Below are 14,550 nucleotides of genomic sequence, written 5' to 3'. Positions count from 1 at the left end.
AATATCCCAAGCCAATTTTTATATCAAGATACGGATAGGGTGGCGGATAATATTGTGATGCCAAGCGTAAAATTTGCCTAAAAAAAGCGTGATAATTACCACGTTTTTTTTGTTGCATATTATAAAGCAGTATTGCATTTATAAATTGTTGGTTAATCCATTCAAAAACCCCCTAAACAATTCAAGCCCCAAAGGTGCGAGTTTGTCTTGCCACAAACTTGTCATTGTGTCGCCACCATCAACCATGACCGACTTTTGAGCTAACACCTGCCCTGTGTCCCAACCGTCATCAAGCTGATAAAGCGAACCGCCCACAATCTTGTCGCCATTGTCAAATGCGAGTTTGACGGCGTGTTTACCCTTATACTTTGGCAACAGGCTTGGGTGGTAGCCAACCGCTCCAAGCCTTGCCTTGTCTCTTGCTTGCTTTTTTACAAAACAATAAGCGTGGGCAGTGAGAATAATATCCACCCCAGTTGGCACTTGGTCGGCGGTTAGGGTTTTGTCGTGGACGATAATGGGGATTTGATGAGTGATTGCTAATCGTGCCAAGCGGTCTGTATCTGCGAATTTGAATTCGCATTTGCACCCATTGCACCGACTTGGCGAGTTTGCTCTTGCTTTTGTTCGTATTGTGCGATTTCATCAGGCGTTGCCGCTCGCACATATTTAGCTTTTTCTAGGAAAAGTTTGTCATTGGCGGACAGGCATACCACATCGCCCACTTGATAATTTTTACCATTGTGGCGGATTTGTGCCAACACCAAACAGGAAATTAGTAAACATTTGTCCATTTTTACCCCCTATTAAGCGACATTGCTAATCAAATACCCTGCGTGAATGCCAGCAATGACAGGCATTCGCTCATCGGTAACAGGATAAAAGAAAGTTTTGGCATTGTTGTCGTAGTACGAAGTTTCCACAAAGGGGTGTCCTTCCATACCGTAGGTGTAGCCAAAAGCAGGGGTTTCACGGTCGAATTCTGATGTGGGTGGCGTATAGGCAAGCACCACATCTTTACCCCATACATCTTCCACTTGCCCCGTTTCATCACTCAGCATTACCGCCTTACCCACCGCCACTGTTTCAATTTCAAACAGGTCAGCGAGCATTTGGGCGGTAATGCCCTTGCCGTCTGCGGTAATGGTTAGGCGTTTTTTGATGTCGGGGTGATTTTTTAATGCTTTAAAGGCAACAGGCGACAGCACCATTGTGTTTGCGTCTGCCCCTGTTTTTTGGCGAATGGCATCTTTGCCTGTTTCAATGTCGCCAAAGGGGTCGCTGTTTGTGTCCGTCCATTGGCTTGTGCCTGATAGAGCGGTTTTGTTGGTACTTGGATAATTGGCTGGGTTACGAGCCATAGTCGCTTGCTGGACTTCAAGCGGTAACATAATGCCGCGCATTGCCTTGTTGGTGGCACGCACGCCAAGTTTTAAAGTTGGGCTGACAGCGTCCGCATCTCGCAGGTCTTCTCGTGGCACTTTGCCTTCTAGGCTGTGTAGTTCTAGCGAATAGGCTTGCCCATCGTAGCCGATGTCAATGCGTTTGGTATTTGCCCCACGAGAACGCTGGGTCTGATAAAGAACAAAATCTTTGTCGGTAAACATCACCACTTTACCGCCAGATTTGGTAACGGTTACTCGGGGAAATAGCAAATGACCGACACTTTCGGGGATTTTGTAGCCCTGCACGACATTGGTTAAGACTTGGTCTACAACAATTTTAGACATAACTTTTCCTTAAAAATCAAAAGGTTTAGAACATTAGCGGATTAAAATTTCAGCGTGGCTGTCTGAACCTAATGCCGTAACTGACATAGGTGGCATTACCATCAGTACAGGTGTGGAAGATTTTATCGTTTCGCCCTTTGAAATTGATGTCAAACCTTAATTTTAACCTTAAAAGGAAAATCCTTATGAACAAGCAAGAACTTATCCAAGCCGTAGCCGACAAATCTGGCTTGACCCAAAAAGATGCCAAAACCGCCCTTGATGCGACTTTGGCGGTTGTTTCTGATACCCTAGCACAAGGCGATGAAGTAGTGTTGGTGGGCTTTGGCACTTTTTCGGTGCGTGAACAAAAAGCCCGTACAGGGCGTAACCCCCAAACAGGCGAAAAAATCCAAGTGCCAGCCAAAAAAGTCCCATCGTTTAAAGCTGGCAAAGGCTTAAAAGAAGCGGTTAATTAACCTATAATTCTAGGCAACCAAAAGCGTTTAAAGTGGGTTGAAGGTCGCTTTAAACGCTTTTTTAAGAGAAATTTGGAGTGAAAATGACTATTTGGCACGAATATCCTAAAACCAAACCACGCTTTAACAAAAAACGCAAATCAAGAATGTTTTGTGAATTTTTATGTGCATCACTACATACAGATGGTGGCTTTGTTTACCAGACCATAGACAAACAGTGGTACAACTTTGATAAAAAATGTTTTAGCACTGGCAATGGCAAAATAACCCATTGGGCTGAAATGCCAGAACCGCCGAAATTAGCAGTATCAAATGTCGAATTAGTCGGCTTGGAGTAAAAAAATGACCCAAACCACCACCCAAAAACCCTACGACAAAAAGAAAAAACTTGTCCAGCTTATCCATATCGGCAAATCCAAGCTGTGCCTTGATGATGAAACCTACCGCAGTCTTCTAGAAACTACCACAGGCAAGACCAGCACAAAAGAAATGACATTGGGTGAGTTAAACAAGGTGATGACAAGGCTAAAACAGCTTGGCTTTACCCCCACCGCCCCAAAATCGGCAAGTAAAATCAAGCAAGACAAAGAACCACAAGCCAAACTTATTCGCCACCTTTGGCTTACCTTGCACAATCTTGGAGCGGTCAAAGACCCCAGCGAAAAAGCCCTGTGTGCCTATGTTAAAAGACAAACTGGAATTGATTTATTGGCGTGGCTACCCACCCACAAGGCAAGCACAGTCATTGAAAGCCTTAAAAAATGGGTTGAACGGGTAGAAAAGCAAGCCAAAACAACGGAAAGCACCACCCACATTCACGGCGATTTTACAGGCATTATTGCAGGAAAAAATTCCACCGTTGTCCAAATCAATATCAAACAATCTTAACCCAATCCAAACAAAAAGCCACGATAAAAAAATCGTGGCTTTTTTGTGCCAGTTGCCTTTTATTACCGTTGTTTGCTTTGCTAAAATGTGAGAAATAACAACCATAAAGGTGCTTTTATGACTGACAACAAACGCAAAGGCAAGTTTAACCAACAAGCCGAAAACTTCTTTACAGATTTACGCTCTTTTGGCACACAAATCATTACCCACACCACAAATCTTGATGAACAGACCGCAAGCCAAATCGCAGGTGAGCTTGCCAACCGCCTTGCCGAGCATTGGGGTGGTTCTATGTTTTATGTTACCAAGCACAATGCTTGGCAATACCACGAACGGGATTTAGCGATTTGGGAAGCGTTCAACGGCAACAATCATTTTGAGCTGGTGCAAAAGTTCAATTTGTCTTTGCCCTACATTTATGAAATCTTAGCCCGTATGCGAAAAGAATACCAAGACCGCTCCCAACCTGACCTTTTTGCTCAGTCCGCCTAAATCAGCCATAATCCCACCAAAAAATAAAAGGCTTTGATAAATTCAAGTTTGGCACTCAAAATCATCAAAGCCTTTTTCATTGCACATTATGCAATATCACTTCAAATCCTATCCTAACTTGCCCCAGTCATTCCCACCATTTCCCATATTTATCCTACCTGTCTGGGTTAATTATCTAGATTGTGTTTAATATTGATGAATTTTTAAAACAATTTTAAAAGTTGACACCGTTTGTCATTCAAACGGTGTTTTTATTAAATAAAACACTTGCCACCGCCACCATTTTGCCTTATCATGGGTAGTTTTAGCCATTCAAATCTCCATGAAATCTGATACCCTTAAAACCACCGCCCGTTATGCCTTTAAAGAAAGCCTGCCCATTTTGTCGGGCTTTTTGTTTTTGGGTATGGGATATGGGGTTTATATGCACTCGCTGGGGTTTTCGGTGTGGTATCCTACCTTGATGTCGGTGCTGATTTTTGCAGGGTCGGTGGAGTATATCATGGCGGGCTTGCTTGTCATGGCATTCAACCCCTCATCGGTATTTTTGCTGATTGTGATGATTAGCATTCGCCAGATTTTTTATGCCATTTCTATGCTTGATAAATTCAAAGACATTACAGGTTGGAAGCGTTGGTATCTCATCGCTGGCATGGTTGATGAGAGTTTTGCCATCAACTACACCGCCGACACGACAGGTGTGGATAAGGCTTGGTTTATGGTGCTTGTTACGCTATTTTTGCACATTTATTGGGTGGCAGGTTCGGTGCTTGGGGCGGTGGCAGGGACAGTGTTGCCTTTTGATTTAAAAGGGGCGGAATTTGCCATGACGGCACTGTTTTTGGTCATCTTTGCAGAACAATGGAAGCGAGAAACCGCCCACGAAAGCTCACTACTGGGCATTGGCATGACGGTGTTGGCACTTGTGATTTTTGGTAAAAGTAATTTTCTTATCCCTGCCATGCTTGGGATTTTGGTGTGGCTGACCGTGCGTAAACGTGCCATCGGACAAAAATTGGGGCTTGTCAAATGACCACCACCGAACATATCATTACCATTGCTACGGCCATCATTGCAGTTCAGCTGTGTCGTTGGGTGGCGTTTTGGATATTTCCTGCTCATAGACCTGTGCCTGATTTTGTGCAGTATTTGGGCAAAGCCTTGCCGTCTGCGGTATTTGGGCTTTTGGTGGTGTATTGTTATAAAAATGTCGATGTATCTAGCGAACATCACGGCATGGCGGAGTTCATTGCAGGATTGGTGGTGGTGGCGTTGCACCTATGGCGAAAAAATATGTTTATCTCGATTGGGGCAGGAACGGTGCTTTATATGGTATTGGTGCAAAAAGTTTTTGTTTAGATGTTACAAGAAAAAAATAATAGGATTAAATTGTTACATAAAGATAAAAAAATATACACATAATTTGTACAAAACTATGTTTTTAATTTGATAGGCTTTAAGAAAATTTTTAGGGAGATGAAAGTTGAAAAAATCTGTGTTGAGTATGATTGCCATTGTCTCATTGGGTTTATTTTCTTAAATAGCGAATGCCAAAGTATTTTCTGATAATGCACAATGCTATGTTCAGGTGCATGACCAAAGTTTGGCTCCAAATAACCCACCCGATAAAACTTTTGGTTCTGCTACCTCCAAAGTTTCTCAGGCTGAGGCATGCAAAGAAGCTAAGAGAGTTGCAACTCAAAAGGCACCTCGTGGTACTTATGCTAGACATTGTTTTTGTGAAAGTGAGAAAAATTCTAGACCTAAAAAACCCACTAAGAAAAAATGATTTGAGAGGGATAATATGTTTTATGAAGTAAAAACATTTAATTTGCCAGATATTAAGATTGATGACGATGTTTTGTCTTTTCGGGTGGAAGTTGTACAAAAAGATAACAGATATTTTGGACAACTACTTAGAAAAGAGTTCTATCGTTTGGAGCCTACTTACGCACCAGAGGATGTTATTGCTGATGAGGAAATATATGTATTTGATTATCATACCATTTCTGAATTTGAGCAAAGAACATTTGATAGCGTTAATGACTGTTTGATGTGTGCTTATGATTATTTGAAAGATTTTTTCAATCAAAGCAGTCGTGATTGAGTGTTCTTATCGCAAATTTAGATGCATTTCATTGTTTTTAATAATGAAATGCATTTTTTTTATCCAAAAAGGGTTTATTCTAATATTTTTGAAATTAATGATAGTACAATTTCTGTGAAAATTAGTAGTTGGAATTTAGTAATTTTAGGTTTGATATACTGTTGCCAAACGTGATTTATGTGCTATAATCCCTAAGAAGTTTTTTAACATTAAGGAAGACCCATGTCTCTAACAAACCCTACCTTAGTACTGAACTGCGGTTCATCGTCCATCAAATACGCCCTTATCTCAGAAGATGGTAACACTCGCATTGAGGGGCTTGCTGAGGCATTAGGTAACGCAGATGCTCGTATCAAGCACACGCATCTTGACGGTGCCAAAGAGGAGATTAGCCTGCCAGGAGCGACTCACCAACTTGCTCTCCAAAAAATCCTAGCACTCATCGAACAATACCACCCTGTGGCGGTCGGTCATCGTGTGGTGCATGGTGGTCGTGAGTTTTCATCAGCGGTTAAGGTGGACGACCACGTGTTGAGTGAAATCAAACGCTTGGCTATCTTAGCACCACTTCACAACCCTGCAAATGCTGCTGGTGTTGAGGCGGTGTCGGCGATTTATCCTGATTTGCCACAGGTGGCGGTATTTGATACAGCATTCCACCAAACCATGCCTGACGTGGCTTTCCGCTATGCTATTCCAAAAGAATTGTACGAAAAAGACCGCATTCGCCGTTATGGTTTTCATGGCTCATCGCACGCCTATGTCTCAAACCGTGCCAGCGAATTGACTACCAAAGATGGCAAACACGGCTGGCTTGTGGCTCACTTGGGTAATGGTTGCTCGGCAACGGCTGTTTATGATGGTAAAAGCCTTGATACTTCAATGGGTCTAACGCCATTAGAGGGTCTGATGATGGGTACTCGTTCAGGCGATGTCGACCCAAGTTTGCACATTCATTTGCACCGCACAATGGGATTGTCCATCGAAGAGATTGATACGCTTTTAAATAAAAAGAGCGGTCTTTTGGGCGTGTCTGGTCTATCCAACGACATGAGAACGGTGGAGCAAGCCGCCAAAGAGGGCAATAAAGACGCTGTACTTGCCCTAGAACTCTTTGCTTATCGTGTTGCCAAATATCTGGCAGGTCTAAGCTGTGCCTTGCCTGAATTGACTGGTATCGCCTTTACAGGCGGTGTGGGCGAAAACGCCGTTGATATGCGTGCCAAGATTTTATCTTACCTGCGTCATTTTGGTATTCAAGTTGATAATGATAAAAACGCCAAACTCTCTCGTGGGGCGGAAGGGTCATTCCATGCTGAGGGTTCAGCCGTTGAGCTTTGGGTGATTCCTACTGACGAAGAATTCCAAATCATGAGAGAGACTCGCGCCGTATTAGGTCTATAATGGTAAAGTTGGGTGTCATGCCCAACTTTTGTTGTTTGAATTTATTTGGATTGATTTAGGAAAAAATATGAAAACTTTGTTACTTGTCCCTACTACCAGTCAGATTGACATGCAAACTTTGGCAAATGGTGTTGCTAGCCTCGTGGGCGGTGAGATTGTCGCTACGCCAAGCCATGACGAATATGCCGAAGCGGTCAGCGGTGGCGGTTTGGACGATTTATTAGAAAAAGTCATCGCCACCCAAACCGCTCCGATTAGCGTGGTGGTGGGCGTGCTTGCTGATGAAAATACCCCATTTGCCAACCGTGTGAACCGTGAGCTTGCCACAGGCTTTGACGCTGATGTGGTATTTGTGGGCGATAGCGGTTCACGTTTGCCTGTGTTTGCCTCGTTGTTTGGTGGTCTAAAAGGCGAGCGTGTGTGGGGCGTGATTGGTACGGCGGATTTGTCTGGCAAAGTACAAGTGGTTGCTCGTACCGATAAAGGCGGTAATTTATCCGAAGTGGATAGTGGTGCTTTTGAAGCTTACAAAACCAGCGAACGCACCCAAAAGCTATCCCCTTATGCGTTTCGTAACCAAGTGGTTCGCCTTGCTCAAAACGCCAAAAAACGCATTGTCCTACCTGAGGGCGATGAGCCACGCACCATCGAGGCGGCAGCGATTTGCCAAAGTCGTGGCATCGCCCAATGTGTGCTACTTGGCGACGTAGCCAAAATCCGTGCGGTGGCGGACGAGCGTGGCGTAACTTTGCCTGAGGGCATTGAAATCATCGAGCCATCTACCATCATCGAAAAATATGTCGCCCCAATGGTCGAACGCCGTAAGGGTAAGCTTGACGAAGCAGGGGCAAGAGAAGCTCTGCAAGACACGGTTTATCTAGGCACGATGATGCTCCAAGTAGGCGATGTGGATGGTTTGGTTTCTGGGGCGGTGCATACGACTGCCGACACCATTCGTCCTGCGTTCCAGCTCATCAAAACCGCCCCACAATACAGCTCAGTGTCTAGCGTATTCTTTATGCTACTGCCTGAGCAGGTCGTGGTCTATGGCGACTGTGCGGTCAATCCTAACCCAACTGCCGAACAGCTTGCCGAGATTGCCATTCAGTCGGCACAGTCTGCTCACGCCTTTGGCATTGACCCCAAAGTGGCACTCATTAGCTACTCTACCATGAACTCAGGCTCTGGACCTGATGTGGACATGGTTAAAGAAGCTCTTGAGATTATCCGTACCAAAGCCCCTGAACTAAAAGTGGACGGTCCTTTGCAATTTGACGCAGCCTCTGTGCCAAGCGTAGGCAAATCCAAAGCCCCAAACTCAGCGGTGGCAGGCGAGGCGAATGTGTTTATTTTCCCCGATTTGAACACGGGTAACACCACCTATAAAGCCGTACAACGTACCGCAGGTGTCATCAGCGTCGGCCCAATGCTACAAGGTCTTAACAAACCTGTCAATGACCTATCTCGTGGCTGTTTGGTAGATGACATCGTTTATACGATTGCCTTGACAGCCATTCAAGCGGTGTGATTTTAAGGATATTTAAATCCTACCCCAAAGGTTGGTGTTGTCTGACCTTTGGGGTATTTTTTTGGTATTGATGAATTTGCCATACTTAACACAGGTGGTTATTTGTGGTAAAATGCTCTGTTGTTTGACGATTGATATTGGTGCAGGTTGGCATGACAAAAAAACGTGGACTTGGCTCAAAGCGTGGGCTAGATGTCTTGATGGGTAACATCAAGCGTGAACGAGATTTAACCGCAGTGGCGGTAATGTCTGATGATGTTACCACGCCCAAAGATGCCAATCATCTGCAACACAACAAACAAGAGTCGCTGATTCAGATTGATGTGGCTCGCTTACAATCAGGTAAGTACCAACCAAGATATAACATCAAACAAGAAGCACTGACAGAGCTTGCTGATTCAATTCGTCAGCATGGGGTTATGCAACCTATTGTCATTCGTCCTTTGGGCGATAATGAGCTTCAAAGCGATGAGGGGGTGACTCATGAGATTATCGCTGGCGAGAGACGTTGGAGGGCAGCGAAGTTAGCAGGGCTTGGTGTCGTGCCAGCCATTGAGCGTGTGCTGACTGATGAGGTTGCCATTGCGTTGGCACTCATTGAAAACATCCAGCGTGAAGATTTGAGTGTGCTGGAACAGGCGGCGGCGTTGGAGCGGTTTCATACCGAATTTGGCATGAGTCATGCGATGATTGCCGATGTGGTAGGTAAGGCACGGACGACAGTTTCTAATTTGCTTCGACTAAACGCCCTGCACGATGAAGTCAAAGCATTGATGATGGATAACCTTTTGGATATGGGACACGCACGCACACTGCTTGCCCTACCAACAGAGCAACAACCCATCATTGCCAAAAAAATTGTACATGCTGAAATGACGGTGCGAGATGCCGAAAAATTGGTCAAATCCATCTTAAATCCAGAACCAAAGCCAGTTCGAGATGGTCATCATGAGATAGCTCGTTTAAACCAAAAACTCTCTGATATACTAGGGGCGACGGTTAAGCTAAAACAAAACAAAAACGGCAAAGGCAGTATGGAGATATTTTTCCAAAGCCCTGATGAACTTACCCAGCTTATGAGTCAGCTTGGTGTGAATGGTTAATTTTTAGTCTGCGTGATAATTTATCATGCCAAAAAAACGGTGTAGATTATGTGGGAGCTTGTAAAAGCAGGCGGTTGGCTGATGTTGCCAATCATTATGTGTTCTGTGGTGGCACTGGTCATCATCATCGAGCGTGGTAAGGTATTACGCATGGCGATGATTGCACCAAGTGGTTTGCGAGAGCAACTCATTGAGCAGTTGCGAGGCAAAGGCGATATTGCCAAAAGCACGCTGATGACCATCAAGGACGCTTCGCCCTTAGGGGATATCTTAGCGACAGGACTACTCTATCGCCAACATGGGCTAGATAGCATGACCATGCACATGCAAAATCGTGCTAGCGTGCAGATACACCAGCTTGAAAAGAACATCAACATGCTAGGCACTATTGGGGCGATTGCACCGCTTTTGGGGCTTTTGGGGACAGTTTTGGGTATCATTGTGTCATTTTTGGCGGTAACCGATGGCTCAATGCAAGACCCTGCCATGCTTGCAGGGGGTGTTTCCCAAGCACTAATCACCACCGCAGGAGGTATGTTTGTGGCAATCCCTGCACTCGTGGCGTATCGTTATTATCAAAGACGTATTGTGGATATCAATGCCAAATTTGAAAACGAAGCAGGTTTGCTTATCCAAGAAATGTATGATTATGGGCTAATGCAAGCCACACCGAGCTTTTATCATGCTCATCACGCTGATTTGGAAGTTGAAAAAACAGAGTAATCACATGAGATTTCGCAAACCCACCGTAGAGCCACTTGAAATCAATCTGACCCCCATGATTGATTGCTTGTTATTTTTGATTGTGTTTTTGCTTTTGGCAACCACCTTTAATCATTTTAGTCGCATTAATATTGTCCTGCCCCAAGCAGAGGGCGTGCCAGTATTGGATGAGGGCAAACAAATCGAGGTGGCGGTACAAAAAGACGGTACATATTTGGTCAATGGCATTGCGTTGGGGTCAAGCACGGAGGCGGAGCTGATTAACATGATTCAAAAAGAAGCAGGTGGCGACCGCAAGCAACTCTTTGTCATCGCAGCTGACGCTGAGGCATCTCATCAAGCGGTGGTGCGAGCGATGGACGTGGCTGGCAAAATGGGCTTTTTAAACCTCAACATCAGTACCGTTATCCCCACCCCCCAAAAACGTGAAAAATAACACACTCATGTCCAGTAATCACAATAAAGCAGTTTTTGACCATAACGATAAAATGGCGGTGTTTTTACGCCTGTGTGCCTACCTAAAACCCTACTGGTGGGCGGCTCTTTTGATGCTTTTGGGTATGGCGTGTAGTGCAGGGGCAGAAGTTGCCAGCGCCAAGCTTTTTCAGGTCATCATTGATGCCATCAATGCTGATGATAAGGTGCGTAAGTTTTGGTTTCCGTTTTTGGTCATTTTGCTCTTTATTGGACGTGGGGTGGGGGCGTTTTTGGGAGGGTATTATTCGGCGTATATTTCTCGTAATTTGGTTTATCGCATTCGTGTGGAAGTTTTTGATAAATTGCTTCGCTTGCCGTCCCAGTTTTATCTTGAAAATCCTGCTGGCAAAATCTCTTCTAAGCTTATTTTTGATGTTGAGCAAGTAACCGCAGGTAGCAACGAATCCATTACCACCTTGCTCAAAGAAGGCTTGACGGTTATTGCCTTGTTTGGGTTTTTGTTTTATAGTAACTGGCGTTTGACGTGTGTGTTGCTTTTGGTTGTGCCACCGATTTTTTGGATCATAAAAAACATTTCCAAAAAGTTTGCCACGCTCTCGACAGGTATCCAAGAATCCATGAGTGTGGTCAGTCATATCACGAATGAAGCGGTGGCAGGCTATCAGGTTGTCAAAAATTATGGCGGTCAAGCTTATGAAGCCGACCGATTTAACAAAGCTAGCCTCGATAATCTCCAAAAAAGCATGAAAATCACACTGCTTGCGGTGGTAAACTCGCCACTTATTCAGCTTCTGATGGCGACAGGCATGTGCTTTGTGGTGTGGTTATCGCTTCGTCCTGAGGTGCTTGGCGGTATGACGGCAGGGGAGTTTGCGTCCTTTCTTATCGCTGCTGGGCTTCTTGCTCGCCCTGTCAAGGCATTGACTGATGTCAATCAAAAGCTCCAACGGGGCTTGGCGGCAGGGTCATCGATTTTTGAGCTTTTGGATAAGGCAGAGGAAAAAGACGCAGGCACGCTCACGCCAATATTGCGTGGCGACATCAGTTTTCAAAACATCAGCTTAACTTATGATAGTGGCGTGCAAGCCATCAAGGAGTTTAATCTTGACATCAAGGCTGGCGAGACGGTGGCGGTGGTAGGTCGGTCGGGCTCTGGCAAAAGTACGCTTGTCAATCTTTTGACACGCTCACTCACACCAACGATGGGGCAAATTTTTATCGATGGCATGCCGATTGATGAGATTAGGTTATCGATACTGCGTCAGCAGATTGCGATGGTTAATCAGCAAGTTACGCTGTTTTTGGATACCATCGCCCATAATATCGCCTATGGTGCTTTATCTGCCAAGTCCCATGATGAGATTGTCAGGGCGGGGAAAATGGCATATGCCCATGATTTTATTATGGATTTGCCTGATGGTTATGACAGTTTTATCGGTACGGACGGTTTGCAACTTTCAGGTGGTCAGCGTCAGCGTTTGTCTATTGCAAGGGCGTTACTAAAAGACGCACCGATTTTGATTTTGGACGAAGCAACATCGGCACTTGACAACGAAAGTGAATTTTATATCCAAAAAGCCTTAGAAACCGTCATGAAAGGTCGCACCACGCTTGTCATTGCCCATCGGTTATCCACCATTGCCAATGCTGACCGTATCATTGTGATGGATAAAGGTCAAATCATCGAAATGGGAACGCATGATGAGCTTGTAGCAAAAGGCGGTATGTATAAAACCATGTACGAGCGTACTTTTGACGAGTAGCACCCATGAAAAACCTAGAACTTCTCATCACACGAGCATGGCAGGAAAACTCCCCCATGCTTGCCACGCTTGCTCCCTTGTCGGCATTGTATGGGGTGGTGGGGCGTGTGCGTAAGTCCTTGTATGATAACAACAAACTTGCCAAATACCACGCCCCAATCCCTGTGATGGTGGTGGGCAACATCACGGTGGGCGGTAGTGGTAAAACCCCACTCATCATTGCTTTGGTTAAGTATCTACAAAGTAAAGGCGTAGCGGTCGGAGTCATCAGTCGTGGCTATGGGCGAGAGGGTAGCGAGCCTGCCCTTGTCCATGCTGATAGTACCCCCAAAGACGCAGGCGATGAGCCGTGCCTTATCGTGGGTGAGACAGGCGTGCCGATGGCGGTGGGAGCAAATCGAGGGCAGACGATAGAGCTACTGTTAAAGCATTATCCAAGCCTACAACTCATCATCAGCGATGATGGTTTACAGCATTATGCCTTGCACCGTGATGTGGAGTGGATTGTCGTTGATGGGGTGCGTGGCTTTGGTAATGGCAAATTGTTTCCGCAAGGGTTTTTACGAGAAAGTCTTGACCGCCTTGATGGGGCGACCGTCATCTATCATGACGCACGAGCCGAGCGATATGCTGATGATGCTCTACTCATGCACTTAGCTCCAAGTCAGCCCATGCCACTACTGGGTGGTAACAAAACATTATCTCCCCAAGAAGTCTATGGCGTGAGTGGCATTGGCTATCCTGCTCGGTTTTTTAAAACTTTAACCGATTTGGGCTTTACTGTGGTGGAAAATCCCTTTGGCGACCACCATGATTTTGCCCTTGATGAGCTGACGGATTTGGCGGATTTGCCCATCATCATTACCAGTAAAGATGCGGTAAAAATCCGTGAGCTTACCAAACGCTCGCCCCATGCGATTTTTGACAATGTATGGATTTTGCCTGTGCAAGCGGTGTTGTCGGAGGGGGTGTATCGGGAGATGGATAGGGTGCTTGGCGGACTTAATTTATGATGATTAATTTTAAGACTAACAAAGCCTATTTCGATAAATATTTTGACCGTCAAGGCATTTGGTGTCGTGATATTGAGCAACATAGCGAATATCAACTCATCAACCAAGCAGGCTTAACCATCATGGCAATATCGTCTGATGAGAGTTTGATGGCGTTGCGTGATTATCATGACAAAAAGCAAATCATTATTTATCATATTCATCAAAAACAAATCATTAAAACTTTGACCCATGCTCATTATGAATATTTGTGTTTTAGTCAAGACAATCGTTATTTGTTTGTTTTGACAAAACATGGTGACCAATGGGAACCCCAAAAATCTGCTCCGCTTTGTATGGATTTGATTGACGATAGTATAACTGAATTTCAAAATATTTTGGAAAACTGGGGCGGATTAAGTTACGATAAAAGACAAAATTGCGTGTATTTTTATGGCTTTTGTGTGTCTAAGCTCTACAAGTTTTGTTTTGATGATTTTATCATTAGTCAAATTGGTACTGACAAAAAGATAAAAGTGAGAGATTGTAAAGTTTCTCATGATGGGCGTGGCTATTATTATATGGGCAGTAACCATTTGATTTTTATGGATAATAATGATAATTTGATTTGGAAAATGGATTTGCGTACCAGAGCCGATATCAAAAACCCAACCATTTTATCTTTTGATATTTGTGGTAATGCTGATTTTATTTATGTTTATATGTATGATAGGATTTTAATTTGCGATTTGGCAAATGATGATTATCAAATTTATAAAATTGGTGGTGCTTATATTGCCCCTTATTTTAGTTCATGTGTTTATTTGCAAGACATGGGTAAACATGAAATATTGGATTTAAGCACATTAACAACGCATGAATTTTTACCACTGGACACCAATGTTTAATGGTTTTTTAATACAG

Annotated in this window: 18 protein-coding genes; 15 read left to right on the top strand and 3 right to left on the bottom strand. The window is 44.4% G+C overall.

All coding sequences use genetic code 11. The features are described from left to right. Window positions 1–138: 138 nt before the first annotated feature. The 3 genes from Q4B79_RS07675 to Q4B79_RS07665 are packed head-to-tail and all read right to left on the bottom strand — an operon-like array spanning window position 139 to window position 1,730. The gene (locus Q4B79_RS07675; RefSeq protein ID WP_303085840.1) at window positions 139–552 is read right to left on the bottom strand and encodes a formyltransferase family protein; all 414 of its coding nucleotides are present in this window, start codon (window positions 550–552) and stop codon (window positions 139–141) included. Continuing rightward, a complete protein-coding gene (locus tag Q4B79_RS07670) occupies window positions 540–794 on the bottom strand; it encodes a hypothetical protein (RefSeq protein ID WP_303085839.1) in 255 nt (84 codons plus the stop codon). Before Q4B79_RS07670 ends, Q4B79_RS07675 begins: the two co-directional genes overlap by 13 nt. Before the next feature lie 12 nt (window positions 795–806). Next, window positions 807–1,730: a major capsid protein gene (locus Q4B79_RS07665; protein ID WP_303085838.1), complete on the bottom strand. Its 924-nt coding sequence runs from the start codon at window positions 1,728–1,730 to the stop codon at window positions 807–809. Between the two features lie 185 nt (window positions 1,731–1,915). Between Q4B79_RS07665 and Q4B79_RS07660 the strand changes: the two genes are divergently transcribed. The 15 genes from Q4B79_RS07660 (at window position 1,916) to Q4B79_RS07590 (ending at window position 14,534) form a co-directional block, all read left to right on the top strand. After that, window positions 1,916–2,188 carry an HU family DNA-binding protein gene (locus Q4B79_RS07660; protein WP_303085837.1) on the top strand — a complete coding sequence of 91 codons (273 nt, stop codon included), beginning with the start codon at window positions 1,916–1,918 and terminating at the stop codon, window positions 2,186–2,188. 83 nt (window positions 2,189–2,271) lie between these two features. Continuing rightward, window positions 2,272–2,526, top strand: a complete 255-nt coding sequence (locus Q4B79_RS07655; RefSeq protein ID WP_303085836.1) for a hypothetical protein — start codon at window positions 2,272–2,274, stop codon at window positions 2,524–2,526. A gap of 4 nt (window positions 2,527–2,530) precedes the next feature. Next, on the top strand, window positions 2,531–3,076 hold the full coding sequence (locus Q4B79_RS07650) for a gp16 family protein (protein WP_303085835.1): 546 nt from the start codon (window positions 2,531–2,533) through the stop codon (window positions 3,074–3,076). 117 nt (window positions 3,077–3,193) lie between these two features. Beyond that, complete coding sequence (locus Q4B79_RS07645; RefSeq protein ID WP_303085834.1) at window positions 3,194–3,568, top strand: Mor transcription activator family protein; 375 nt, start codon at window positions 3,194–3,196, stop codon at window positions 3,566–3,568. Window positions 3,569–3,890: 322 nt separating this feature from the next. Next, a complete protein-coding gene (locus Q4B79_RS07640; protein WP_303085833.1) occupies window positions 3,891–4,601 on the top strand; it encodes an AzlC family ABC transporter permease in 711 nt (236 codons plus the stop codon). Next, window positions 4,598–4,927: a branched-chain amino acid transporter permease gene (locus Q4B79_RS07635; protein ID WP_303085832.1), complete on the top strand. Its 330-nt coding sequence runs from the start codon at window positions 4,598–4,600 to the stop codon at window positions 4,925–4,927. Before Q4B79_RS07640 ends, Q4B79_RS07635 begins: the two co-directional genes overlap by 4 nt. Before the next feature lie 445 nt (window positions 4,928–5,372). Next, window positions 5,373–5,675, top strand: coding sequence for a hypothetical protein (locus Q4B79_RS07630; RefSeq protein WP_303085831.1), 303 nt, complete (start codon window positions 5,373–5,375; stop codon window positions 5,673–5,675). 222 nt (window positions 5,676–5,897) lie between these two features. Then, on the top strand, window positions 5,898–7,079 hold the full coding sequence (locus Q4B79_RS07625) for an acetate/propionate family kinase (RefSeq protein WP_303085830.1): 1,182 nt from the start codon (window positions 5,898–5,900) through the stop codon (window positions 7,077–7,079). A gap of 67 nt (window positions 7,080–7,146) precedes the next feature. Further along, complete coding sequence (pta, locus tag Q4B79_RS07620; protein WP_368500050.1) at window positions 7,147–8,607, top strand: phosphate acetyltransferase; 1,461 nt, start codon at window positions 7,147–7,149, stop codon at window positions 8,605–8,607. A gap of 152 nt (window positions 8,608–8,759) precedes the next feature. Next, window positions 8,760–9,710: a ParB/RepB/Spo0J family partition protein gene (locus tag Q4B79_RS07615; RefSeq protein ID WP_303085829.1), complete on the top strand. Its 951-nt coding sequence runs from the start codon at window positions 8,760–8,762 to the stop codon at window positions 9,708–9,710. 48 nt (window positions 9,711–9,758) lie between these two features. Further along, on the top strand, window positions 9,759–10,433 hold the full coding sequence (locus tag Q4B79_RS07610) for a MotA/TolQ/ExbB proton channel family protein (RefSeq protein ID WP_303085828.1): 675 nt from the start codon (window positions 9,759–9,761) through the stop codon (window positions 10,431–10,433). Window positions 10,434–10,437: 4 nt separating this feature from the next. Next, window positions 10,438–10,869, top strand: a complete 432-nt coding sequence (locus tag Q4B79_RS07605; RefSeq protein ID WP_303085827.1) for a biopolymer transporter ExbD — start codon at window positions 10,438–10,440, stop codon at window positions 10,867–10,869. Between the two features lie 7 nt (window positions 10,870–10,876). Then, the gene (gene msbA, locus Q4B79_RS07600; protein WP_303085826.1) at window positions 10,877–12,634 is read left to right on the top strand and encodes a lipid A export permease/ATP-binding protein MsbA; all 1,758 of its coding nucleotides are present in this window, start codon (window positions 10,877–10,879) and stop codon (window positions 12,632–12,634) included. Between the two features lie 5 nt (window positions 12,635–12,639). Further along, complete coding sequence (lpxK, locus tag Q4B79_RS07595; RefSeq protein ID WP_303085825.1) at window positions 12,640–13,647, top strand: tetraacyldisaccharide 4'-kinase; 1,008 nt, start codon at window positions 12,640–12,642, stop codon at window positions 13,645–13,647. Next, on the top strand, window positions 13,644–14,534 hold the full coding sequence (locus tag Q4B79_RS07590) for a hypothetical protein (protein ID WP_303085824.1): 891 nt from the start codon (window positions 13,644–13,646) through the stop codon (window positions 14,532–14,534). Before lpxK ends, Q4B79_RS07590 begins: the two co-directional genes overlap by 4 nt. Window positions 14,535–14,550 lie beyond the last annotated feature (16 nt).

This window comes from Moraxella sp., from assembly GCF_030525845.1.
Classification (GTDB): domain Bacteria; phylum Pseudomonadota; class Gammaproteobacteria; order Pseudomonadales; family Moraxellaceae; genus Moraxella.
This window is presented reverse-complemented; position numbering and strand designations above follow the sequence as displayed.

Bases quoted from the DNA above. Each gene is read 5' to 3' on its own strand.
- Q4B79_RS07655 (WP_303085836.1), top strand. From the start codon at position 2,272: ATGACTATTTGGCACGAATATCCTAAAACCAAACCACGCTTTAACAAA.
- msbA (WP_303085826.1), top strand. From the start codon at position 10,877: ATGTCCAGTAATCACAATAAAGCAGTTTTTGACCATAACGATAAAATG.
- pta (WP_368500050.1), top strand. From the start codon at position 7,147: ATGAAAACTTTGTTACTTGTCCCTACTACCAGTCAGATTGACATGCAA.
- Q4B79_RS07590 (WP_303085824.1), top strand. From the start codon at position 13,644: ATGATGATTAATTTTAAGACTAACAAAGCCTATTTCGATAAATATTTT.
- Q4B79_RS07650 (WP_303085835.1), top strand. From the start codon at position 2,531: ATGACCCAAACCACCACCCAAAAACCCTACGACAAAAAGAAAAAACTT.
- Q4B79_RS07665 (WP_303085838.1), bottom strand. From the start codon at position 1,730: ATGTCTAAAATTGTTGTAGACCAAGTCTTAACCAATGTCGTGCAGGGC.
- Q4B79_RS07625 (WP_303085830.1), top strand. From the start codon at position 5,898: ATGTCTCTAACAAACCCTACCTTAGTACTGAACTGCGGTTCATCGTCC.
- Q4B79_RS07635 (WP_303085832.1), top strand. From the start codon at position 4,598: ATGACCACCACCGAACATATCATTACCATTGCTACGGCCATCATTGCA.
- Q4B79_RS07630 (WP_303085831.1), top strand. From the start codon at position 5,373: ATGTTTTATGAAGTAAAAACATTTAATTTGCCAGATATTAAGATTGAT.
- Q4B79_RS07645 (WP_303085834.1), top strand. From the start codon at position 3,194: ATGACTGACAACAAACGCAAAGGCAAGTTTAACCAACAAGCCGAAAAC.
- Q4B79_RS07605 (WP_303085827.1), top strand. From the start codon at position 10,438: ATGAGATTTCGCAAACCCACCGTAGAGCCACTTGAAATCAATCTGACC.
- Q4B79_RS07660 (WP_303085837.1), top strand. From the start codon at position 1,916: ATGAACAAGCAAGAACTTATCCAAGCCGTAGCCGACAAATCTGGCTTG.
- lpxK (WP_303085825.1), top strand. From the start codon at position 12,640: ATGAAAAACCTAGAACTTCTCATCACACGAGCATGGCAGGAAAACTCC.
- Q4B79_RS07640 (WP_303085833.1), top strand. From the start codon at position 3,891: ATGAAATCTGATACCCTTAAAACCACCGCCCGTTATGCCTTTAAAGAA.
- Q4B79_RS07670 (WP_303085839.1), bottom strand. From the start codon at position 794: ATGGACAAATGTTTACTAATTTCCTGTTTGGTGTTGGCACAAATCCGC.
- Q4B79_RS07610 (WP_303085828.1), top strand. From the start codon at position 9,759: ATGTGGGAGCTTGTAAAAGCAGGCGGTTGGCTGATGTTGCCAATCATT.
- Q4B79_RS07615 (WP_303085829.1), top strand. From the start codon at position 8,760: ATGACAAAAAAACGTGGACTTGGCTCAAAGCGTGGGCTAGATGTCTTG.